Annotated in this window: 17 protein-coding genes and 1 pseudogene; 9 read left to right on the top strand and 9 right to left on the bottom strand. The window is 73.7% G+C overall.

All coding sequences use genetic code 11. The features are described from left to right. The first annotated feature begins 138 nt into the window (after positions 1–138). The 5 genes and pseudogenes from FOF52_RS13390 to galE all read left to right on the top strand — a co-directional run bounded on the left by FOF52_RS13390 (position 139) and on the right by galE (position 6,363). Positions 139–1,014 (top strand): lytic transglycosylase domain-containing protein, encoded by an 876-nt coding sequence (locus FOF52_RS13390; RefSeq protein WP_248593864.1) that lies wholly within the window; start codon positions 139–141, stop codon positions 1,012–1,014. Positions 1,015–1,194: 180 nt separating this feature from the next. Then, positions 1,195–2,916: a glycerol-3-phosphate dehydrogenase/oxidase gene (locus FOF52_RS13385; RefSeq protein ID WP_248590295.1), complete on the top strand. Its 1,722-nt coding sequence runs from the start codon at positions 1,195–1,197 to the stop codon at positions 2,914–2,916. A gap of 25 nt (positions 2,917–2,941) precedes the next feature. Next, positions 2,942–4,225, top strand: a pseudogene (locus FOF52_RS13380) (AAA family ATPase); the annotation flags it as partial. 139 nt (positions 4,226–4,364) lie between these two features. After that, complete coding sequence (locus tag FOF52_RS13375) at positions 4,365–5,255, top strand: DUF4097 family beta strand repeat-containing protein (RefSeq protein WP_248590294.1); 891 nt, start codon at positions 4,365–4,367, stop codon at positions 5,253–5,255. 94 nt (positions 5,256–5,349) lie between these two features. Further along, the gene (galE, locus tag FOF52_RS13370; protein WP_248590293.1) at positions 5,350–6,363 is read left to right on the top strand and encodes a UDP-glucose 4-epimerase GalE; all 1,014 of its coding nucleotides are present in this window, start codon (positions 5,350–5,352) and stop codon (positions 6,361–6,363) included. A 115-nt stretch (positions 6,364–6,478) separates the two neighbouring features. On the opposite strand, the gene FOF52_RS13365 is transcribed toward galE, so the two are convergent. Next, complete coding sequence (locus FOF52_RS13365) at positions 6,479–6,676, bottom strand: hypothetical protein (protein WP_248590292.1); 198 nt, start codon at positions 6,674–6,676, stop codon at positions 6,479–6,481. Positions 6,677–7,114: 438 nt separating this feature from the next. Beyond that, positions 7,115–8,389: an FAD-dependent oxidoreductase gene (locus FOF52_RS13360; RefSeq protein ID WP_248590291.1), complete on the bottom strand. Its 1,275-nt coding sequence runs from the start codon at positions 8,387–8,389 to the stop codon at positions 7,115–7,117. Positions 8,390–8,536: 147 nt separating this feature from the next. On the opposite strand from FOF52_RS13360, the gene FOF52_RS13355 reads away from it, so the two are divergent. Then, positions 8,537–10,114, top strand: a complete 1,578-nt coding sequence (locus FOF52_RS13355; RefSeq protein ID WP_248590290.1) for a succinic semialdehyde dehydrogenase — start codon at positions 8,537–8,539, stop codon at positions 10,112–10,114. 169 nt (positions 10,115–10,283) lie between these two features. Next, positions 10,284–11,870 (top strand): glutamine-hydrolyzing GMP synthase, encoded by a 1,587-nt coding sequence (gene guaA / locus FOF52_RS13350; RefSeq protein WP_248590289.1) that lies wholly within the window; start codon positions 10,284–10,286, stop codon positions 11,868–11,870. Positions 11,871–11,942: 72 nt separating this feature from the next. Here guaA and FOF52_RS13345 read toward each other — a convergent pair whose 3' ends face one another. The 6 genes from FOF52_RS13345 to FOF52_RS13320 form a co-directional block, all read right to left on the bottom strand. Then, positions 11,943–13,952: a serine/threonine-protein kinase gene (locus FOF52_RS13345; protein WP_248590288.1), complete on the bottom strand. Its 2,010-nt coding sequence runs from the start codon at positions 13,950–13,952 to the stop codon at positions 11,943–11,945. A 228-nt stretch (positions 13,953–14,180) separates the two neighbouring features. Next, on the bottom strand, positions 14,181–15,116 hold the full coding sequence (locus FOF52_RS13340) for a hypothetical protein (protein WP_248590287.1): 936 nt from the start codon (positions 15,114–15,116) through the stop codon (positions 14,181–14,183). Positions 15,117–15,328: 212 nt separating this feature from the next. Beyond that, complete coding sequence (locus FOF52_RS13335) at positions 15,329–16,195, bottom strand: FAD binding domain-containing protein (RefSeq protein ID WP_248590286.1); 867 nt, start codon at positions 16,193–16,195, stop codon at positions 15,329–15,331. Next, positions 16,192–16,695 (bottom strand): (2Fe-2S)-binding protein, encoded by a 504-nt coding sequence (locus tag FOF52_RS13330; RefSeq protein ID WP_248590285.1) that lies wholly within the window; start codon positions 16,693–16,695, stop codon positions 16,192–16,194. The genes FOF52_RS13335 and FOF52_RS13330 overlap by 4 nt, the downstream gene beginning before the upstream one ends. Positions 16,696–16,878: 183 nt before the next feature. Further along, entirely contained in the window at positions 16,879–17,085 is a 207-nt protein-coding gene (locus tag FOF52_RS13325; RefSeq protein WP_248590284.1) for a hypothetical protein, read from the bottom strand. Beyond that, positions 17,072–18,460, bottom strand: a complete 1,389-nt coding sequence (locus FOF52_RS13320) for a PspC domain-containing protein (RefSeq protein ID WP_248590283.1) — start codon at positions 18,458–18,460, stop codon at positions 17,072–17,074. The genes FOF52_RS13325 and FOF52_RS13320 overlap by 14 nt, the downstream gene beginning before the upstream one ends. A gap of 154 nt (positions 18,461–18,614) precedes the next feature. On the opposite strand from FOF52_RS13320, the gene FOF52_RS13315 reads away from it, so the two are divergent. Beyond that, entirely contained in the window at positions 18,615–19,823 is a 1,209-nt protein-coding gene (locus tag FOF52_RS13315) for an ATP-binding protein (RefSeq protein WP_248590282.1), read from the top strand. Positions 19,824–19,927: 104 nt separating this feature from the next. Further along, positions 19,928–20,593, top strand: coding sequence for a response regulator (locus FOF52_RS13310; protein WP_282573461.1), 666 nt, complete (start codon positions 19,928–19,930; stop codon positions 20,591–20,593). A gap of 6 nt (positions 20,594–20,599) precedes the next feature. Here the strand turns inward: FOF52_RS13310 and FOF52_RS13305 are convergent, their stop codons facing one another. After that, positions 20,600–21,529 carry a nucleoside hydrolase gene (locus tag FOF52_RS13305; RefSeq protein ID WP_248590281.1) on the bottom strand — a complete coding sequence of 310 codons (930 nt, stop codon included), beginning with the start codon at positions 21,527–21,529 and terminating at the stop codon, positions 20,600–20,602. Between the last annotated feature and the right edge of the window lie 76 nt (positions 21,530–21,605).

Genomic DNA, 21,605 nt, shown 5'->3' with positions numbered 1-21,605 from the left:
TGTCCGGAACCTCCCAGGAGTGGCTTGACGTGACGGACTATCGTGATTTTTCCGGCAAACCCGCTGTTCGGGAGAGAGAAGGCCGAGTACGTTTCTCCCTTGGCCTTCCGTGTGTCTGACAGACAGAGAGTGGGGGTTCTGGTGGCCGAGACGCTCTCCAACGTCCCGACAGAGTCGGTCCCCGGCGCGGTCCCCGCGTCCGGGCCCGCGGTCGGCCGGCGTTCCCTGGCCGCGGCGGGCGCCGCGATGGTCGCGGCGGTGGGAGTCACCGGCGGAGTCCTCGGCGTGGTGGCGCTCACCGCACAGTCCGCCGCACCGCCGGCGCTGCCCCCGGGCCCCAACGAGCTGGGCGGGAGCGTGTCCACCGTCACCGGAGCGGACGCCGGAGCGCCCGCGGGGGCCGAGGAGTTCCCGGACGCCAGGCCGCTGCCCGCCGAGAGCCCCGCGGCGGTCCCGGAGATCGACCCCGGATGGCTGGACCGGGTCTCGGACGGCACCGGGATCCCCCGCCGCGCGCTCCAGGCGTACGCGGCCGCGCAGCTGCGGCTCCTGGAGGAGCAACCGGAGTGCCAGGTCTCCTGGCCGACCCTGGCCGCGATCGGAGAGGTGGAGTCCAGGCACGGCACGTACGCGGGCGGCGAACTCGCCCGCGACGGGACCACCACCGTCCGGGTGATCGGCATCCCCCTCGACGGCACCCGCGGGACCGCCGCGATCCGCGACACCGACGGGGGACGGCTCGACGGCGACCCCGAGTGGGACCGGGCCGTCGGCCCCATGCAGTTCATCCCCACCACGTGGGAGATCTGGGGGACCTCCGCCGACGGCGGCGAACCCGACCCCCACGACATCGACGACGCCGCCCTCAGCGCCGCCCGCTACCTGTGCGCGGACAACCGGGTGCTGACCACCTCGCAGGGCTGGTGGGCGGCGGTCCTCGCGTACAACCGGTCGGAGGAGTACGGACAGCGGGTCCTCGCCATCGCCGCCGACTACGTCGACGCCATAAGCTGACCGTCCCCGCGTGGGGTACAGACCGTGGCGAATCACCCGTTATAGCCTGAGCGCAGGACAGACCTCACACGGAGAGCCACCCGCTCCACGCGCCGCGCGCCGCGCGGCTTCCCGCGAGAGGAGGGAAGCGGGGTCCGCCGCGTCCGCCCGCGACCCGGGGGACGGGACACCGCGAACCAGATGACGGCAGCACGGCTGGGACCGGAAGAACGGGGCGCCGCCCTCGACCACATGGCCGACAACGAACTCGACGTGCTGGTCGTGGGCGGAGGCATCGTCGGCGCGGGCGTCGCCCTGGACGCGGTGTCGCGCGGCCTGTCGGTCGGCCTCGTCGAGGCCCGCGACTTCGCCTCGGGGACCTCCAGCAGGTCCAGCAAACTCATCCACGGCGGCCTGCGCTACCTGGAGCAGTTGGACTTCGCCCTGGTGCGCGAGGCGCTGACCGAGCGGGGGCTGCTGCTCGGCCGCATCGCCCCCCACCTGGTGCGCCCCGTCCCGTTCCTGTTCCCGCTGCGCCACCACTGGGAGCGGCCCTACGTCGGCGCGGGCGTGGCCCTCTACGACACGCTCGCCCTGGCCTCCACGCACACCCGGGGCCTGCCCGGCCACCGCCACCTCACCCGCGGCGGGGCGCTGCGGATCTTCCCCGCGCTGCGCCGGGACGCCCTGGTGGGCGCCGTACGGTACTGGGACGCCCAGGTCGACGACGCCCGCTACGTGGTGACGGTGCTGCGCACGGCCGCCACCTACGGCGCGCACATCGCCTCGCGGACGCAGGCCGTGGGCTTCCTGCGGGAGGGCGAGCACGTCACCGGCGCCCGCGTGGTCGACCTGGAGAGCGGCAGGGAGTTCCCGGTCCGCGCCAAACAGGTCGTCAACGCCGCCGGGGTGTGGACCGACGACATCCAGCAGATGGTGGGCGGGCGCGGCCAGATCCACGTGCGCGCCTCCAAGGGCGTGCACCTGGTGGTGCCCCGGGACCGCATCCAGGCGTCCTCGGGGCTGATCCTGCGCACCGAGAAGAGCGTGCTGTTCGTCATCCCCTGGGGACGGCACTGGATCATCGGGACCACCGACACCGCGTGGGACCTGGACAAGGCGCACCCCGCGGCCAGCCGCACCGACATCGACTACGTGCTCGACCACGTCAACTCGGTCCTGAAGACCCCGCTGACCAGGGACGACGTCGAGGGGGTGTATGCCGGGCTGCGGCCGCTGCTGTCCGGGGAGTCCGACGAGACCTCCAAACTCTCCCGCGAGCACACCGTGGCGCACCCGGTGCCCGGCCTGGTGCTCATCGCGGGCGGCAAGTACACCACCTACCGTGTCATGGCCAAGGACGCCGTGGACGCCGTCGCGCACGGCCTCGGCGGGGGAGTGCCCGCATCGGTGACCGACCGGCTGCCGTTGGTGGGCGCCGACGGGTACGCCGCCCTGTGGAACCAGCGCCGGACCCTGGCCCGCCGGACCGGGCTGCACGTCTCCCGGATCCAGCACCTGCTGCGCCGCTACGGCTCCCTCGTCCACGAGGTGCTGGACCTGGTCGCCGAGCAGCCGGAGCTGGGACGGCCGCTCACCGGGGCCGACGACTACCTGCGCGCCGAGGTCGTGCATGCGGTCCGCTGCGAGGGCGCCCGCCACCTCGACGACGTGCTGAGCCGGCGCACCCACGTCTCCATCGAGACCTGGGACCGCGGCCTGGCCGCCGCCGAGGAGGCCGCCGGCCTGATGGCCGGGCCGCTCGGCTGGGACGACGAACAGCTCGCCCGCGAGGTGGAGTACTACCGCAAGCGCATCGAAGCCGAACGCGCCGCGCAGGAACAGGACAGCGACCACGAGGCCGACGCGGTGCAGCACGGCGCCCCCGACATCGTGCCGCAGGCGGCCGCGGCACGGGTCTGAGGTCCCGCCCCGCCGGCGAGAGAGGATGAGGACGGTGACGCGGGTCCTCGACGTTTCCGCGGCGGGCCTGGTGCTGCTCGTGGGCGTCTCGGGGGCGGGCAAGTCCACCTTCGCCGCCCGCCGCTTCCGCCCCACCCAGGTGGTCAGCTCCGACCACTGCCGGGCGCTGGTCAGCGACGACGAGAACGACCAGTCCGCCACCGACGACGCCTTCCACCTGCTCCACACCATCGTCGACCGGCGGCTGCGGCGCGGCCTGCTCACCGTGGTCGACGCCACCAACCTGCACCCGCACCCCCGCCAGGAGCTGCGGCGCATCGCCCGGGACCACGACCTGCCGTGCGTCGCGATCGTCCTGGACACCCCGCCCGACCTGATCCGGGAACGCACCCGCAACCGGGCCGACCGCGTCCTCGACGACGACGTCACCACCCGCCAGCTGCGCGACCTGCGGCGTACCCTGCGCCGCCTGGACCGGGAGGGGTTCCGCGCCGTCCACGTGCTGCGCGGCCCCGAGGAGGCCGACACCGCGGTCGTGCGGCCGGTGCCCCTCCGCTGCGACCGCCGTGAGCTGCGCGGCCCCTTCGACGTCATCGGCGACGTGCACGGCTGCCGCGCCGAACTGGAGGCGCTGCTCCACCGGCTCGGCTACCGGCTGCGGCGCGACGAGCGGGGGCGTGCGACCGGGGCGCACTACCCCGGCCGCACCGCGGTGTTCGTCGGCGACCTGGTGGACCGGGGACCCGACTCGCCGGGGGTGCTGCGCCTGGTCATGGGCATGGTCGCCGACGGCGACGCGCTGTGCGTGGCGGGCAACCACGAGAACCGGCTGGTGCGGGCACTGCGGGGCAGGGGGACGCGGCTGGCGCATGGACTGCGGGAGACCCTGGAGCAGCTCGCCGCCGAACCCGCCGAGTTCCGGGACCGGGTCCTCGCCTTCTGCGCGGACCTGGTCGACCACTACGTGCTGGACGGAGGGAACCTCGTGGTGGCGCACGCCGGCCTGAAGGAGGAGTACCACGGCCGGGACTCCGGACGGGTGCGCGCCTTCGCGCTGTACGGCGAGACCACGGGCGAGGTCGACCGCTACGGCCGGCCCGTGCGCCTGCCCTGGGCCAGGAACTACCGGGGGCGGGCGGCCGTCGTCCACGGCCACGTGCCCACCACCCGCGTGGAGTGGGTCAACAACACGCTCTGCGTGGACACCGGCTGCGTGTTCGGCGGACGGCTCACGGCGCTGCGCTACCCGGAGCGGGAGGTCGTCGACGTGCCGGCGGAGCGGGTCTGGTACGAGCCGGCCGGACCGCTCGGCACCGGGTAGTGCGGCACGTACCCCGCGGGGAGTGGAGACACCACCCCGGGTCTGCCAGGTAGCGCGATTGAGTGTCCCGACCCCCGAGGGGAGGATCGATACCGCAAGCCGGTCGGGCGACAGGACGGGGACAGCGGTGCAGCAGCGGACGAGGTGGGTGGGAGCGGGGGCGGCCACGGTCGCGGCCCTGGCGCTCACCGGATGCGACATGGACGTGGACTTCGAGGGCAATGTCACCGAGGAGACCCGCACCGACTCCTACGCACGGGCGGAGGTGCTCGAACTGACCAACCAGGACGGCGCCACCACCGTCGTGGGCGGCGACGTCTCCGAGATCAAGGTGGAACGCTTCCTGCGCTACACCGGCGACACGCCGCCGGAGGAGACGGTCACCGAACAGGACGGGACCCTGGCGATCACCGCCGGGGACTGCGGGAGCCGGATCGCCCTGGGGATCGCGTGGTGTGACATCGACTACGTCGTCACCGTTCCCGAGGGGACCGCGGTCTCGGTGGGCAGCGCGGACGGAGCCATCACCGTCGACGACACCGGAGGCGAGGTGACGGTCGTCACCACCGACGGAGAGGTCGTCGTCACCGGGACGGTGGAGAAGCTGGACGCCACCACCCGGGACGGGGTGCTGACCCTCGACCAGGTGGAGGCGGACACGGTCACCGCCGAGACCGTCGACGGCAGGATCGAGGCCACCGGCGGAGCAGCGGAAACCGTCGCGCTCGCCAACCGCGACGGCCGGGTCAGGGTCGACGGGACGGAGTTCGGCGAGCTGGACGTCGACAGCGGCGACGGGACGGTCGAGATCACCGCGGCCACCGCGTTCGACCGCGTCGACGTGAAGGCCCGGGACGGCGGTGTCACGGTGCTCACCCCGCCGGGCGCAGGCCCCTACGCGGTCACCACCTCCACCGGCGACGGTGCCGTCGACGTCTCGGTTCCGCAGGACACCGACGCCGGGCCGGTGATCAGGGTCACGACCGTCGACGGAGCCATCACCGTCGGGGAGGCCTGAGGGGCGCGCCACGGCGCTCCCCCCGCCTGCGGCCCGCCTATGCTGGTGAGGCCGCACCGTCACTGCGGTCTGCCACGTGAATCCGGGTGTGACCATGAACGTACTGCTCACCGGCGGAGCCGGGTACATCGGAACGCACGTCGCCGTCGAGCTGCTGGAGAGCGGCCACGGGGTGGTCGTCGTCGACAACCTGAGCAACAGCCGCGCGGAGGCGGTCCGCCGGGTGGAACGCATCACCGGCCGTTCCGTTGCCTGCTACATCGGCGACTGCGCCGACCGGGCGCTGCTGGAGCGGGTCTTCGCCGAGCACCGGATCGACGCGGCCGTGCACTGCGCCGGGTTGAAGGCGGTGGGCGAGTCCACGGAGCGGCCGCTGCTGTACTACCGCAACAACCTCGACGCGCTGCTGACCCTGTGCGAGACCATGAGCGCCCACGGGGTGCGCTCCCTGGTGTTCAGCTCTTCGGCGACCGTCTACGGCGACCCCGAGCGGGTGCCCATCCCGGAGGACGCGCCGCTGAGCGCCACCAACCCCTACGGGGCCACCAAGCTGTTCGCCGAGCGCGTCCTCGCCGACCTGGCCGCGGCCGCTCCCGACTGGCGGATCATCGCGCTGCGCTACTTCAACCCGGTGGGAGCCCACCCCAGCGGGCTGATCGGGGAGGACCCCAACGGGGTGCCGAACAACCTCTTCCCCTACATCGCGCAGGTCGCGGCCGGACGCCGGGAGAAAGTGCTGGTCTACGGCGACGACTACGACACGCCCGACGGCACCGGCGTGCGCGACTACCTGCACGTGGTGGACCTGGCGCGGGGGCACGTGGCCGCCCTGGAACGGCTGGGCGACGCCTACGGCATGCGCGCCTACAACCTCGGCAGCGGCCACGGCGTGTCGGTGCTGGAGGCCATCGCCGCCTTCGAACGGGCCAGCGGCAGGCCGATCCCGCGCCAGGTGGTGGCCCGCCGTCCCGGCGACATCGCGGTCTGCTACGCCGACCCGTCGGCCGCCCACCGGGACCTGGGCTGGAAGACCACCCTCACCCTCGACGAGGCCTGCGCCGACACGTGGCGCTGGCAGTCGGCCAACCCGAACGGATTCGCGGGCTGAACTCCCGGTCCGCACCGGCGCCCCTGCTCCCGCCGCCGTGAGGGCGCCGGGACACGGACCCGGGCCGGGGGAGCCCGACCCGGGAACGGAGGGGAGCCCCGTGCTCTCTCCGTGCTCACCCGGTCGGGCTGTGCGCCGGCGGACGGCCGGCCGGGTGCGCCGCTGTGCGGACGGTGTCCGGGGCCGCGGCGGGGTCGGACCCGCCCAGGAGCAGCAACTCCACGGTGATGGTCCGCAGCGCGGCGTCGGTGCCGACCGTGGGGTCGGTGAAGCCGGTGGTGCACCGCTCCAGCTTCAGCAGCGGCTCCAGCACCCCGCTCGCCGTGGGCGCGGACGTCGTCCGGACGGCTGCCGGGGGCGTGCGCAGCCGGAACCGGGGCAGAGCTGGGCGGCGTCTCCGACAGCGCTCATGACTCCTTCTCCTCCGGTCCGGGCGGGCACACCCTCGTGACGCGGCGCAGAGGCTGTTTCCGGCCGTCCGGATTCGACGGAGCGGGGTGCACCCGGCGCCGATGCTTTCCCCACGGACACCTGATCGTGGCACAGGCGGGCGGATCCCCGGTGCGCCAACCCGTTCGGTGGATCTCGTTGCGCGTCTCCCCACTCTTTTCCCGGAGTACCTCCTCCGGTGGCCCGCACCCTTCCCCCGCTGTCCGGGAACCCTCATGGTCCGGTTGCTGTCGGGGCGCACACTGCGGCAGCGACGGAGGCGGTTCTTCCCGGTCGGCCGCCCGGGGACGGGCGGGGCCGGTCACCGGCGTTCCGGCGTGCGGACGTGTTCGGGGCGCAGGCCGTACATCATGGTCCGGCCGAGTGTGGCGCCCAGCACCCGGCCCGCCACTCTGCTCCAGGCGCCGTCGGAGAGCAGGCGGGCGGCCGCGGGAGGCAGGGCGACCCGGCCGTCCAACGCCCGTTCGATCAGCTGGCGCTGGATGACGCGCTGCACGAGCTGGGTGCCCCGGGTGGGCAGCTCCCGGCGGCGCTGCACCCGTTCCACCAGGGCGGGGTTGAACGTCCGGGTGAAGCGCTCGGGGTCGGCCTGCGCCCGGTACAGCGGGTCGGCCAGCAGGTTGGCGGCGGCCACCGCGTCCTGGACCGCCAGGTTGATGCCCACCCCGCCGATCGGGCTCATGGTGTGCGCGGCGTCGCCGACGCACAGCAGCCCCGGCACCGACCAGCGGGGCAGCCGGTCCAGGCCGACCTCCAGGAACGCCACCTGGTCCCAGGAGTCCAGTGCGGCGGCCCGGTCGGCCAGGAACGGCAGCAGTTCCGCGAGGCCCTCGCGGAGCGGCGCCAGGCCGCGGCGGCGCAGCTCCGTGTGGCCGCCCTTGCGCACGAGGTAGGCGACCTGCCAGTAGTCGCCGCGGTCGATCCCCACGGACATGCCCCGCTCCCCGATCCGTCCGACGAGCCCGTGGGGGTCGCCCGCGACGCGGGGCAGGCGCAGCCACAGCACGTCCATCGGTGCGCCCAGGTCGATCGGGACCAGGCCGGCGGCCTCGCGCAGGACCGAGCGGCGGCCGTCGGCGGCCACGGTGAGCACGGCCCGCAGTTCGTGCTCGCCGTCGGCGTCGCGGTAGCGCACGCCGCGCACCGCCCCGTTCTCCCGGACGAGGCCGTACGCGGGGGACCGCAGCAGCAGGCGGAAGGTCGGATAGCGCGCGGCGTGCTCGGCGAGCAGGTTCAGGAAGTCCCACTGGGGGACCAGCGCGACGCGCTTGTGCGGGCCGGGGATGTCGGCCAGGCGCACGCCCACGAGCCGCTGCCCGGACACCTCGATCCCGATCTGCTCCACGTCGCGGTGCGGCAGGGCGTCGAACTCCCGGAGCAGGCCGAGCTCGTCGAGCAGGGTCAGGGTGGAGGGGTGCACGGTGTCGCCGCGGAAGTCGCGCAGGAAGTCGCCGTGCTTCTCCAGCACGGTGACGTGGACTCCGGCGCGGGCGAGCAGCAGGCCGAGCATGATCCCGGCGGGCCCGCCGCCGACGATCGCGCAGGTGGTGGTGGAGGAGGTCGGCGGTCGCGTCATGGCGGACTCCCGAGTCCGAGGAAATTCATCGCATAATGAATTTAACGCCCCGGGGTACCGGCCGTCCAGGTGCTGCGCGCCGCGGGCGTGTTCTTTGCCATTACTGGTGAGTAGCAGAGCGGTGCCGGGTCGCCTAAGCTGCCGGTTATGGAGACTGTGACGACCACCACAGCAGTGCGTTCCGCTCCACCGGGCGACGAGCTGGTCCGACGACTGACCCGACACGTGGTGAGCACATCCGGCAGGACCGCCGTCACCACCGCCCCCTTCACCGGAGAACCCCTCGCCGAACTCCCCCAGTCCTCGGCCCGGGACGTCGCCGAGGCGTTCCGCCGCGCCCGCGCCGCCCAGCACAGGTGGGCCCAGCAGCCGCCGCGCCAGCGGGTCGCCCCCTTCCTGCGCTTCCACGACCTGCTCCTGGACCGGCAGAAAGAGATCCTGGACATCCTGCAGTGGGAGACCGGCAAGGCCCGCCGCCACGCCTTCGAGGAGGTCTGCGACGCCGCCCTGGGCACCCTCCACTACGCGCGCCACGCCCCCCGCCTGCTGCGCAGCCGACGGGTCGGCGGCGCGATCCCGCTGGCCACCCGGACCGTGGTGAACCACCAGCCCAAAGGCGTCGTCAGCGTCATCACCCCGTGGAACTACCCGCTGACCCTGCCCGTCGCCGACGCCGTACCCGCCCTCCTGGCCGGCAACGCCGTCGTCGCCAAACCCGACACCCAGACCGCGCTCAGCGCCCTGTGGGCCATCGACCTGCTGGTCGAGGCGGGACTGCCGCAGGACCTGTGGCTGGTCGTCCTGGGCGAGCCCGCCGAGATCGGCGACCCGCTGGTCGACGAGGCCGACTACGTGGCCTTCACCGGCTCCTCCGACACCGGGGCCCGCATCGCCCAGCGCGCCGCGTCCCGACTCGTCGGCTGCTCCGCGGAACTCGGCGGCAAGAACCCGATGATCGTGTGCGCCGACGCCGACCTGGACCGGACCGTCCGCGGCGCGCTGACCGCCTGCTTCAGCAACTCCGGCCAGCTGTGCATCTCCGCGGAACGCCTCTACGTGCACGACTCCGTCCACGACGAGTTCGTCGAGAGGTTCGCGGAGGCGACGCGGAACATGCGGCTGGGCGCGGACCTGGACTACTCCGCGGACATGGGGTCGCTCACCTACCGGCGCCAGCTCGACCGGGTCGTCGAGCACGTGGAGGAGGCCCGCGCCAAGGGCGCCACCGTACTGGCCGGAGGCCGCCCCCGTCCCGACCTCGGCCCGCTGTTCTACGAGCCCACCGTGCTCACCGGCGTCGAGGAGTCCATGACGGTGTGCACCGAGGAGACCTTCGGACCGGTCGTCTCCGTCTACCGGTTCGCGACCGAGGACGAGGCGGTCGAACGCGCCAACGACACCCCCTACGGCCTCAACGCCAGCGTGTGGACGCGGGACGTGGCCCGCGGACGCCGCATCGCCGAACAGCTCAGGGCCGGAACGGTCAACATCAACGAGGGCTACGGCGCCGCGTTCGCCAGCTACGGAGCCCCCATGGGCGGCATGAAGCGCTCCGGCCTGGGACGGCGGCATGGCGAAGAGGGCCTGCTGCGCTACACCGAGGCGCAGACCGTCGCCAGCCAGCACCTCGTCGGCCTCAGCGGTCCCCCCGGCATGTCCGCCGAGACCCTGGCCCGGGTGATGACCGCCGGAGCCCGGCTGATGCGGACGCTGCGCATCCGCTGACCGGTGACCTTCCGCACACCGCGGTCGGCCGTCCGGCCGCGGAGGGGCGGAGACCGGGCGGACCGCCGACTCCCCCCGCCCGGTCCCCGCCCCTCCGGCGCGGTTTCGGGGCCCGCGTTCCCACTAGACTGGCGGTCATCCCGTCTCCTGTCTGCTGGAAGGCCGTTACGTGTCCGTTGCCGGTGCTCCCGACAGCACGTTCGACACCGTCCTCGTCGTGGACTTCGGCGCGCAGTACGCGCAGTTGATCGCGCGCCGGGTGCGCGAATGCCACGTCTACAGCGAGATCGTGCCCTCGACCATGCCGGTCGAGGAGATGCTCGCCAAGAACCCCAAGGCCGTCATCCTGTCCGGCGGCCCCTCCTCGGTGTACGCCGACGGAGCCCCGAAGGCGCCCGAGGGCCTGTTCGAGACGGGGGTGCCCACCCTCGGCATCTGCTACGGCTTCCAGGTCATGGCGCAGACCCTCGGCGGCACCGTCGAGCGGACGGGCAGGTCGGAGTACGGACGCACCGAGATCGAACTGTCCGTCGACAGCCTCCTGTTCCACACCCTGCCGCAGCAGCAGACGGTGTGGATGTCGCACGGCGACGCCGTGTCCCGGGCCCCCGACGGGTTCCGGGTCACCGGCCGGACCCCGGGGGCCCCGGTGGCCGCGATGGAGAACCCCGAACGCGGACTCTTCGGCGTCCAGTTCCACCCCGAGGTGCTGCACACCGAGCACGGCCAGGCCGTCCTGCGGCACTTCCTGTACGAGGCCGCGGGCTGCCGTCCCACCTGGACGATGGTCAACATCGTCGAGGAGCAGGTCGAACGCATCCGCGCCCAGATCGGCAGCAAGCGGGTCATCTGCGGGCTGAGTGGCGGCGTCGACTCCGCGGTGGCCGGAGCGCTCGTGCAAAGAGCCGTCGGCGACCAGCTGACCTGCGTCTTCGTCGACCACGGACTGCTGCGCAAGGGCGAGGCCGAGCAGGTGGAGAAGGACTTCGTCGCCGCCACCGGCGCCACCCTGAAGGTCGTGGACGCCCAGGAGCGCTTCCTCAACGCGCTGGCCGGGGTCACCGACCCCGAGACCAAGCGCAAGATCATCGGCCGCGAGTTCATCCGCGTCTTCGAACAGGCGGCCCGCGAGGTCGTCGCCGCGGCCGGAGACGGCGACGAGGCCGTCGAGTTCCTGGTCCAGGGCACCCTCTACCCCGACGTGGTGGAGTCCGGCGGCGGCCCCGGCACCGCCAACATCAAGTCGCACCACAACGTCGGCGGCCTCCCCGACGACCTGCGCTTCACCCTGGTGGAGCCGCTGCGGGAACTGTTCAAGGACGAGGTCCGCAAGGTCGGTGAGGAGTTGGGCCTGCCCGCCGAGATGGTGTGGCGGCAGCCGTTCCCCGGCCCCGGCCTGGCCATCCGCATCGTCGGCGAGGTCACCGCCGAGCGGCTGGCGATCCTGCGCGAGGCCGACGCCATCGCCCGCGAGGAGCTGACCCGGGCCGGCCTCGACCGCGACATCTGGCAGTGCCCCGTGGTGCTGCTCGCGGACGTGCGCTCGGTGGGCGTGCAGGGCGATGGCCGCACCTACGGACACCCGGTGGTGCTGCGCCCGGTCACCAGCGAGGACGCCATGACCGCCGACTGGGCGCGGGTCCCCTACGACGTGCTCGCCACCATCTCCAACCGCATCACCAACGAGGTGCGCGAGATCAACCGCGTCACCCTCGACGTCACCAGCAAGCCGCCGGGCACCATCGAGTGGGAGTGACCTCCCGGAACGGGTGGGGGCCGTCCCGGTCGGGACGGCCCCCACCCGTTCCGCGGCCCCGCGGGGGCCGGGTCAGGGACCGCCGTTCGCGGCCAGGTCCTCGGAGGAGGGGGTCTCGATGGTCACCGGATCCCCGAAGGACTCGAACCGCAGGACGTGCTCGGCCAGGTCCGTGGTGTACTCCAGCCGCAGGGGGTAGCCGTCCGCGTCGAGGACCAGTTCGAAGACGGTGCCCGCGGTGATGTCCTCACCGCTGCGGCTCACGAAGCCGTCCTCGGCGAAGGTGCCCGAGTACAGGGTGCCCGGCACCCCGTCCTCCCGGACCTCGCCCTCCACCGCCAGGTCGGGCGCCTCGGCGGCGGCGCGCAGCGGCTGGACGAACGCCTCGACGGTGTAGCGGTCGGGGTCGTGGGGGTCGGGGCGGTCCGGATCCTGCGCGGGGTCCGGAGGCGGGTTCCGGGTCCACACGTCGTCGACGAAGTCGTGGACGTACAGGTCGCCGCCGATGTTCTGGTAGGTCGGCGCCCCGCCGTCGGCGGACGTGGCCTGCTGGAAGACCGGTTCGGGCTCGGCGGTGTAGGTGTAGGCGAAGACGGCCGAGCCCAGTGCGGCGTGCATCTCCACCTGCTCGTCGGTGGCGTCCGGATACCACTGGCGGATCGCCTCCTCCGTCGGCCGGTACTCCTGGACCGCCTGGAACGACTCCGCCGCCGCCACCAGGTCGGCGGCCCGCGACACCGGGGCCGACGGCGCGTCGGGTGAGGCCGAGGCCGCCGGGGAGCTCTCCGGGGAGGCCGTCCCGCCGGGGCCGCCGAGGGCGTCCACGGCGAGGTAGCCGCCGGTGACGGCGGCGGCCGTGCCGATCACCGCGGCGGCGGCGAACACCGCGACCTTCCCGGCTCCGGCCGCGGCGGCAGCGGTACCGGCACCCGCACCCGCCATCCCGGCTCCGCCCGCGAGCGCGCTCCCGGCCCCGGCCAGCCCGGTCCCGGCCGCGCCCGCCGCACCGACTCCGGCGGCCCCCGGGCCCGCCGCGATCCCGGCGCCCGCGATCCCCGCGCCGACCGCGCCCGTTCCCGCGGCCATGCTGGAGGTGGCCAGCCCGGTGGCGGAGAGCGCCGCGACCCACAGCGCGGGACGGTGCCAACTCGCGTCGATGCCGCGCCACCGCTCCCCGAGACGCAGCCGCAGCCGGGCGGCGAGGGACGGCGCCGACTCCAGGGCGATCTCCTCCTCGGCGTCGCCCATGAGCGCCATGACCTCGCGGAACGCCGCTTCGGCGGTGGGGCGGACAGCGGGATCCTTGGCCAGGGCGCGCTCCAGGAGCGGCAGCAGCACCTCGGGGACGCCGTCCAGGTCGGCGGGCGCGTTCCGGGTGCGTTCGGCGAGTTCGGCGGGGGTCCCCGAACCGAACGGGTGCCGGCCGGTGGCGGCGAACGCTACCATCTCGGCCCAGGAGAACATGTCGGAGGCGGGCGTGGGCGGCTGCCGGTCGTAGCGTTCCGGGCTCACCCAGCCCGGCGAACCGTACACCGTTCCGTCGAAGGCCTCGGTGACGTGCCGGGCGATACCGAAGTCCAGCACCTTGGGCCCCTCGGGGGCGAGGATGACGTTGCCGGGCTTGAGGTCGCAGTGCACGACCCCGGCGTCGTGGATGGCGGCCAGCGACTCCGCGGTTCCGGCCGCGAACGCCAGCAGCATCTCCTCGGACAGCGGACCGTGCTGCCGGACGTGCCGGTGCAGGGTCGGTCCGGGCACGAAGTCGGTGGCCACCCAGGGCTGGGGGGCGGTGGCGTCGGCGGCGTGGACCGCGGCCGTGCACACGCCGCCGACCTGGCGCATCAGCGCGACCTCGCGCGCGAACCGGGCCCGGAAGTCGGGGTCGTCGGCGAAGCGGGCGTGCACCACCTTGACCGCTGTGCACCGGTCCTGCGCGTCGAGGGCGCCGAAGACCGTGCCCATGCCGCCCTGGCCGAGACGCCCCACCACCCGGTAGGGGCCGATCAGCGCGGGGTCGCCCGGTTGCAGCGGGCGCAGTTCCGGGGGCAGCGGGGGAGCGGGAGGGGGAGGGGCAGCGGTCATCCTGGGCTCGCAACGTTCGACGACAGGGCCGGAGAGTGTTGTGCCGGATCACCCTAGCCCGCTGCGGAGACGGCCCACGGCACGAGGGAGGGGGAAAGGGCGCCGGGGACCCCGGCCGGCGGGCGGCACCGGAAAGGCGCTCCGGCGCGCAGCGGCCACCGCCGCACCTCGGGCGGTTCCGCCTTCCGACACGGGCCCCCGCCCCACCGTCCCGGGGAGGGCGCGGACTCAGTCCGCCGCGTCCGCGTAGTCCGCGCGACTGTACATCTCGTACTCCCCCTCCTCCCCGACCATGCACGTCACGTCGATGAAGTCGTCGCGCTTCCCGATCAGCGCGACGGTGACGTAGTCGGGTTCGGGGGCGGTGACCGGGGAGAGCAGGTAGGTCATCGACGACTCGGCGCCGTGCTTCTCCGGGATGTGGTTGCGGATCTGGACGGGTTCGGCGGGGAACTCGCTCCAGTCGACCTGCCGGCACGTGCGTTCCATCAGCACCCGGCTGTTCGGACTGACCAGCGCCTCCGCGGGGGAGTCGCAGTAGTCCAACTGCGTCGAGCAGTCGCCCGCCCGGTTCAGGGTGGCGTTCCGACCGTTGGTCTTCTCGGCGGTCAGGCTGCCGGGGCGCGCCCCGAAGTTCTCCCGCAGCTCCCTGGTGCTCAGCACCTGCACGAACGGATCGTCGCTGTTGTTGGACAGCGCCACGGCCACCTGGTCGTACGAGCCGGGCACGTTCTCCCAGACGAGCCGGGACACCGCGACGGAGGTCTTCCGCAGCCTGCCGGCGCCGTGGACGTCGTAGAGGTGCAGCGAGACGTAGACGGTGTGCTCGCCGTCGAACTCACCGACCCCCAGGAACGGTTCCTGCTCGTAGCGCGACTCGATGGCCCGGTGCACGGCCGCCAGGTCGCTGATCCGGGTGGGGCGCGACTCCAGGACGAGAACCAGCGTCACCGCGACCACCACCAGCGCGACACCGCCCGCGACCAGTCCGACGATCAGCCCGGTGCGGCGGCGCGGCGGGGGCGTCCCGAACCCCGCGGGGGCGTACGGCGGCGGAGCGCCCGGGAACGGCCCGCCCGTCCACGGGGGCCGGCCGGGTGGGGACCCTCCTGAGGGAGGAGTGTGCTGCGGACCACCCCCGTAGGGGTTGTGCTGCGGCTCCACGGCGACTCCAAACAGAAGCGGGGACAGGCTGTACCAGCCTAGAAGACGGCCTCATCGGGGATGGTTCCCCAGTGGCGGGGAGAAGAGCGGAGGTGCGGCCGGATCCACACCGAACCGAGGCGGGACGGTGACCCGCGCGCCGTTCCGGGGCGGCAACCGCGGCACCCGACGCTCCATCCCTCCCGGACGTCCCGCCCGTATCCGCGGGAAGGTCACACCTCCGCGGCGGCGATCAGCGCCCGACCGGCCAGCACCCGGGCCAGGCCGCGCTGCCGGTCCTGGTCGCCGACGGCGTCGGGCGGCACGACGTCCGCGTCGACGGCCCGCGCCGCCGCACGCACCGGAGCGGCCCGGGCGGGAAGCCCCGCGCACGCGGCCTCCACCGCCGAGGCCCGCAGCGGGGTCGGCCCCAGGTTGCCCAGCACCACCCGGGCCGCGGCGATGTGCCCGTCCACCAGCCGCACCCCCGCGGCGGCCCCCGCGACCGCCCACGACCTCCCGTCCGAGGGGAACCTCTCGTAGTGGAACGACCAGCCGGGCCACCGGGGCACACGCAGACCGGTCACCACCTCGTTCGGACCGATCGCGGCGGCTCCCGCGCCCACGAAGAAGCGCGCCGCCGGGACACCGCGTTCCCCCTCGGGGCCCGCGACACGGCACTCCGCGCCCAGGGCCACCGCCACCGCGGGCAGGTCGAAGACCGGATCGGCGTGCGCCAGCGCCCCGCCCACGGTTCCGCGGCGCCGCACCGCGGGGTCGGCGACCGCCGCCGCGGCCTGTGCCAGCAGCGGAGCGTGCGCGCGTACCAGCGGGTCGCACGCCACCTCGTGGTGGGTGGACAGCGCGCCGATCCACAGCGCGTCGCCCTCGTCGCGCACCCCGTGCAGCTCCGCCACCCCGCCCAGATCCACCAGCACGTCCGGGAGGACCCGGCGCGACCGCAGCAGCGGCAGCAGGCTCTGGCCGCCCGCCAGCACCCGCCCCTCCGCGCTGTCGTCCAGCACCCGGACCGCCTCGGCGACGTCGCGTGCCCGCACGTACTCGAACTCCGGCGGCAGCACGCCGCTGTCCCCCCTCATCCGACCTCCCGGACACCGGTCTGCCGAGTCCCCCAGACCCCCAGGGAGTCCGCGGCCGCACGCACCGCGCGCACGACGTCGGCGTCGTCCCCGCAGCGGCACCGGACGCCCGCCAGCCCCTCATGGATCTCCTGTTCGGAGGGGTCGGGACGGTTCCGCAGCAGGTCCGTCGCCGCCACGACCAGCCCCGGCAGGCACCGCGCGCACCGCTGGGCGTGCCGCCGCAACGCACGGGCGAGGGGCCGCGCCACGAGGTCGTCCGCCAGCCCCTCGACGGTGGTGACCGCGCACCCGTCGGCCTGGACCGCCAGCATCAGGCAGCTCTTGACGGCCGCCCCGTCCACCAGCACGGTGCACCCACCGCACTCCGCCGTCTCGCACTCCGGGGGCACGACGCCGCCACCGCCCACCCGTTCCCGCAGGTACCGGGCGAGCGGCAGCCACGCCTCCACCTCGTCGTCGTGGCGCACGCCGTCGACGGTGACACCGATGTCGGGCAACGGACCCCCTCCCACTCCGCGGCGGCGAATCCGCGTCCACCTGCGGTTTCGCGCGCACGTCGGCATGATCGTCACAGTGCGCACGACCCTAGACGAACCAGTTGCGGCGACGGCGGGGAGCGGAGCGGACGCACGATGTCTTTCCCCCGGCACAGCAGAAACTTTGCGCCGCCCCGCGGCGGTTCAGGAGGAGCGCCGGTCCGGCCGGTCGCGCGACCGCACCAGGGCGCGGACCACCCCGACCAGCCCCAGACCGATGGCGAGGACCGGCAGCACCCACAGCACGTTGACCTCCCACGCGGTGGTGCCGCTGACCACGAACGCCAGTCCCAGCAGCACGAACAGCAACCCCGCGACCAGCGAGGCCCAGTCGGCGCTACGCCGCGACATGCCACACCTCCAGATCTCCCGCGTAGGAATCCAGGACGAGGTTCAGCGTCGGCGCCTCCGACACCGCCTCTTCCGCTGCCCCGTCCCCACCGGAACCCGACACCGGCTCCAGGGTGTCGTGCAGGGCCAGCCCGACCCCCAACTGCGACACCCTGTCGGCGAGGGCGACCCGGCCGAACCCGGCCCGGCCGTGGACCACGGCGCGCGTCGAGTCGGGAACGAGGACGTCCAGCGACCCGAAGCCGACCCGTACGCGCACCGTCACCTCCTGCCCCGGTTCCAGGGGCAGTGCGGTCAGGTCCAGGCGGGCCTGGCCGACCCCCAACTCGAACGGTTCCCGCACCTCGGAGACCGCCGCCGGACGCCACCTCGCGTCACCGAACCGCAACTGCGTCAGGTCCGTCGTCGTCGCGGCCACGGCCAGCACCGTCACCAGCGCGGCGACCGGAGCCACCCCGCGCGGGTTCCCCGCCCACGTGCCGACGACGAGCACCACACCGCACACCGTGATGACCCCGCCCAGGTAGAGCGGAGCGGCCTGCGGCGACAGCAGGGCGCCCACCGACACCCCGCCGGCGTGCACGAACACCACCGCGGTCAGCGCCGCCACGATCCAGGCCGAGACGCCGAGCAGGCTCACCCCCCGCCGCGGGGAGGGCCGCGCCGCGGCGTCGTCCCGGTCCTTCGGCCGCGGCGGCCGCTCCCGGTCCTCGCCGGAGTCCTCGTCCTCCTCGTCGTCGGGGTCCGGGGCCTCCCGTGCGGCGCTCTGCCGAGCCACCACCGCCAGGTCGATCGGCCCGCTCGGGGCCGCGGCCCAGGGCTGCGCCGGGTTGTAGTAGGCGGGGTCCGGCTCGGAACCGGGAGCGTTCGGCGGCGGTTCCCGCTTCGTCAACCACTCCGGCAACTGCCGGGCGACCCGGGACAGGTCCACCCCCCGGTTGTGCGCGATCAGTCCCCCCAGGACCAGCGGGACCGCCAGTACCAGCGTCGTCCACCCGAACCCGCCGATCAGGTTGAACGCCGTCCCCAGGGCCAGTCCGCCGCCGAGCAGCGCCAGCACGGCCTCGCCGCTCAGCCGCCGGTTCAGCAGCTGTTCGAGCAGGGCGGGGCCGCCGCGTGCGTCACGCATCAGCAGCCACGCGAAGGCGTACAGCCACAGTCCGGTCCCCCCGCCCAACGCGGTCACCGCGAACGCGGTACGCCACACCACCGGGTCGATCCCGGTGTGCCGTCCCAGTCCCGCGGCCACGCCGGTGATCACGCCGGCGGCGTCGTCCCGACGCAGCTCGCGTTCCGCGGCCCCGGCCGCCGGGGACGTGTCCGCCGCGGCGGACTCCGGCGCCCTCGCCTCATCCCTCGGCTCGCCATCCACCATGGGTCCATGGTCGCCCGTCCGCTTCTCCGCTTCCCATCGGGGAGTTCCCTGACCCCACCCTGAACTCCCGCACCACGGGACCGGGGCACTCCCCGATGCGGACCCCTCCCGATGCCGGGCATGCTGGAAGGAGCCACACGAATGCGAGGAGACGGTGACCGCGACGACAGAAGAGACACCGCGGCTGTACCGGGGGAGGGACGACCGGCTGCTGGGCGGGGTCTGCTCCGGGCTGGCCCGCCACCTCGGCATCGACCCGGTCGTGGCGAGGCTGGCGCTGCTCGCGCTGTCCGTGGGCGGCGTCGGGATCGCCGTCTACCTCACCCTGCTGCTGGTCGTCCCGGTCGAACCCGAGACCGAGGAGGAGCCCTCCCCCGACGGGGCGGAGCGCACCCGCCGCAGGGGCCGCGACATCAGCCAGATGCTGGCCTACATCGCGCTGGCCACCGGCCTGGGGCTGCTCTTCCTGCTCTTCGGCGGCGTCCTCGACCCGCTGCTGTGGTTCCTGGTCTTCGGCGCGCTCGGCGGCACCATCCTGTGGCAGCAGGCCAACCCCGCCGAACGCGACGAATGGGTCGCCTCCACGGCCCTGCGCGGCAAGGGCTGGGTCCGCACCGGGGCGGGCGTCCTGCTCGTCATCGTCGGCGTCATCGGCTTCCTCGCCTTCCAGCAGCAGCTCCACGAGGCACGCGCGGGCCTCACCTTCGCACTCACCCTGCTGGCCGGGATCGCGCTGATCGTCGCCCCCTGGATCATCGGCCTGGTGCGGGAACGGGACCGGGAGCGCCGGGAGCGCATCCGCAGCCAGGAACGCGCCGAACTGGCCGCGCACATCCACGACTCCGTGCTGCACACGCTCACCCTCATCCAGCGCCGCGCCGACGACCCGCGCGAGGTCCAGCGGCTGGCCCGGGTCCAGGAACGGGCGCTGCGCAGCTGGCTCTACCAGCGCCGTACCGACGACGAGACCACCGTCTCGCCGGCCCTGGAGCGGGTGGCCGCCGAGGTGGAGGAGGCCCACGGCGTGCCCATCGAAGTGGTCTGCGTGGGCGACTGCCCGCTCGACGACGAGCTGCGCGCCACCCTGCAGGCGGCCCGGGAAGCCATGGTGAACGCCGCCAAGTACGCGGGAGCGGACACGATCTCGGTGTTCTGCGAGGTCGAACCGGAGGAGGTGCTCGTCTTCGTCCGCGACCGCGGTACCGGGTTCGACCTGGACGCCGTGCCGGCCGACCGGATGGGCGTGCGCGGCTCGATCATCGGCCGCATGGAACGCCACGGCGGACACGCCCGCGTCCGCACCGCGCCGGGCGAGGGGACGGAGGTCCAGCTGCGCATGCCCCGCGGCCCCCAGACCCGTTAGCTCCCGGGCCGCTCGGTGACGGCCGGTGAACGGACGGAAAACGGCCCCGTCCGATGGCGGACGCCGGGTTCCCCGCCGGGGAGGAGGCGGGTAGAGTCCACGACGTGGGAGAAGAGAACACCTTCGCCAGTGGCCGTATCCCGCGGGTCGTGATCGTCGACGACCACCGGCTGTTCCGCAGCGGTGTACGCGGCGAGCTCGGTGACGCCGTCGAGGTCGTCGGGGAGGCCGGTGACGTCGACGGAGCGGTGCACGTCATCAGTGAACAGCGTCCCGACCTGGTCCTGCTCGACGTCCACCTGCCCGGCGGGGGAGGCGTCGAGGTGCTCCGCCGGGTCCTGCCGAAACACCCCGAGATCCGCTTCCTCGCCCTGTCGGTCTCCGACGCCGCCGAGGACGTCATCGGCGTGGTGCGCGGCGGCGCCCGCGGCTACGTCACCAAGACCATCTCCGGCAAGGAGCTCGCCGACGCGATCGTGCGCGTGGCCGACGGCGACGCCGTGTTCTCCCCCCGGCTGGCCGGCTTCGTCCTCGACGCCTTCGCGGCCACCGACGCGCCCCCCGTGGACCCCGAACTCGACCGCCTCACCCAGCGGGAACGCGAGGTGCTGCGGCTGATCGCGCGCGGCTACGCCTACAAGGAAGTCGCCCGGGAGCTGTTCATCTCGGTCAAGACCGTGGAGACCCACGTGTCCTCGGTGCTGCGCAAGCTCCAGCTGTCCAACCGGCACGAGCTGAGCCGCTGGGCCACCGCCCGCAAGCTCGTCTGAGGCGGCTCAGGCCAACGCCCGCAGCATGCGGGCGAGGAACTCGGGGACGTCCACCGCGGTGGGCAGCACGACCGGGGCACGGGACCTGGACTCCGGCCTCGTCCGCAGGTCCGCGACGGTCATGCCGCGGGTGTGGGTGCCGGTCAGCTCCACCTGCACCGGGAGGGTCACCGACTCCGTCACCAGCGCGGGGTCGAGCAGCACCGCCGCGGCCAGGGGGTCGTGCATCGCACACGCGCGCTGCCCCAGGAACGACGTGTACCAGTCCACGTAGTAGGTGAGGAACCGGTGCGCGTACCGGGCGCGTTCGCCCTCCATCCCCGCCAGTTCCTCCAGCCACGACTCCGTCGCCAGGGCGCGCATGGTGACGTCCAGGGCCACCAGGGTCAGGTCGAAGCCCGCGCCCAGCACGGCTTCGGCCGCCTCGGGGTCGTTGTTGACGTTGGCCTCGGCCCACGGTGTGACATTGCCCGGGACCCGCACCGCGCCGCCCATCACCACGACGCGGTCCACCAGTTGCGGCAGCTGCGGCTCCAGGGCCAGGGCCAGGGCCAGGTTGGTGAGCGGACCGAGTGCCAGGACGCTGATCTGCCCGGGAGCGGAGCGGGCCAGGCGCACCAGCGCCTCGGCCGCGGACTCGGAGACGTCGATCCGCTCGGCGGCGGGCACCTCGATGCCGCCGAGCCCGTTGGCGCCGTGGACGTGCGCGGCCAGCCGGGGCTGCTGCACCAGGGGACGGGCCGCTCCCGCCGAGACCGGGACGTCCGGCCTGCCGAACAGCCGCAGCAGGCGCACCGCGTTGTCCGTGGTGGTCTCCACGGCCGCGTTGCCGTAGACCGTCCCCACGCCCACGATCTCGACACTGCTGTCCGCCGCCAGGTAGGCCAGCGCCAACGCGTCGTCGATCCCGGGGTCGCAGTCGATGAACACCCGCACCGAAATCCTCCACAGCCGTCGCTTCCGCAGGTTCCGGCCCAGACTAGCCGCGGGAGGCCCGCACCCCCGCCCACCC

Source organism: Thermobifida alba, from assembly GCF_023208015.1.
Taxonomy (GTDB): Bacteria; Actinomycetota; Actinomycetes; order Streptosporangiales; family Streptosporangiaceae; genus Thermobifida; species Thermobifida alba.
The sequence above is the reverse complement of the archived record's forward strand: the minus strand, read 5'-3'. Positions and strand labels throughout refer to the sequence as shown.

Bases quoted from the DNA above. Each gene is read 5' to 3' on its own strand.
- FOF52_RS13385 (WP_248590295.1), top strand. From the start codon at position 1,195: ATGACGGCAGCACGGCTGGGACCGGAAGAACGGGGCGCCGCCCTCGAC.
- galE (WP_248590293.1), top strand. From the start codon at position 5,350: ATGAACGTACTGCTCACCGGCGGAGCCGGGTACATCGGAACGCACGTC.
- FOF52_RS13360 (WP_248590291.1), bottom strand. From the start codon at position 8,389: ATGACGCGACCGCCGACCTCCTCCACCACCACCTGCGCGATCGTCGGC.
- FOF52_RS13355 (WP_248590290.1), top strand. From the start codon at position 8,537: ATGGAGACTGTGACGACCACCACAGCAGTGCGTTCCGCTCCACCGGGC.
- FOF52_RS13345 (WP_248590288.1), bottom strand. From the start codon at position 13,952: ATGACCGCTGCCCCTCCCCCTCCCGCTCCCCCGCTGCCCCCGGAACTG.
- FOF52_RS13335 (WP_248590286.1), bottom strand. From the start codon at position 16,195: ATGAGGGGGGACAGCGGCGTGCTGCCGCCGGAGTTCGAGTACGTGCGG.
- FOF52_RS13325 (WP_248590284.1), bottom strand. From the start codon at position 17,085: ATGTCGCGGCGTAGCGCCGACTGGGCCTCGCTGGTCGCGGGGTTGCTG.
- FOF52_RS13320 (WP_248590283.1), bottom strand. From the start codon at position 18,460: ATGGTGGATGGCGAGCCGAGGGATGAGGCGAGGGCGCCGGAGTCCGCC.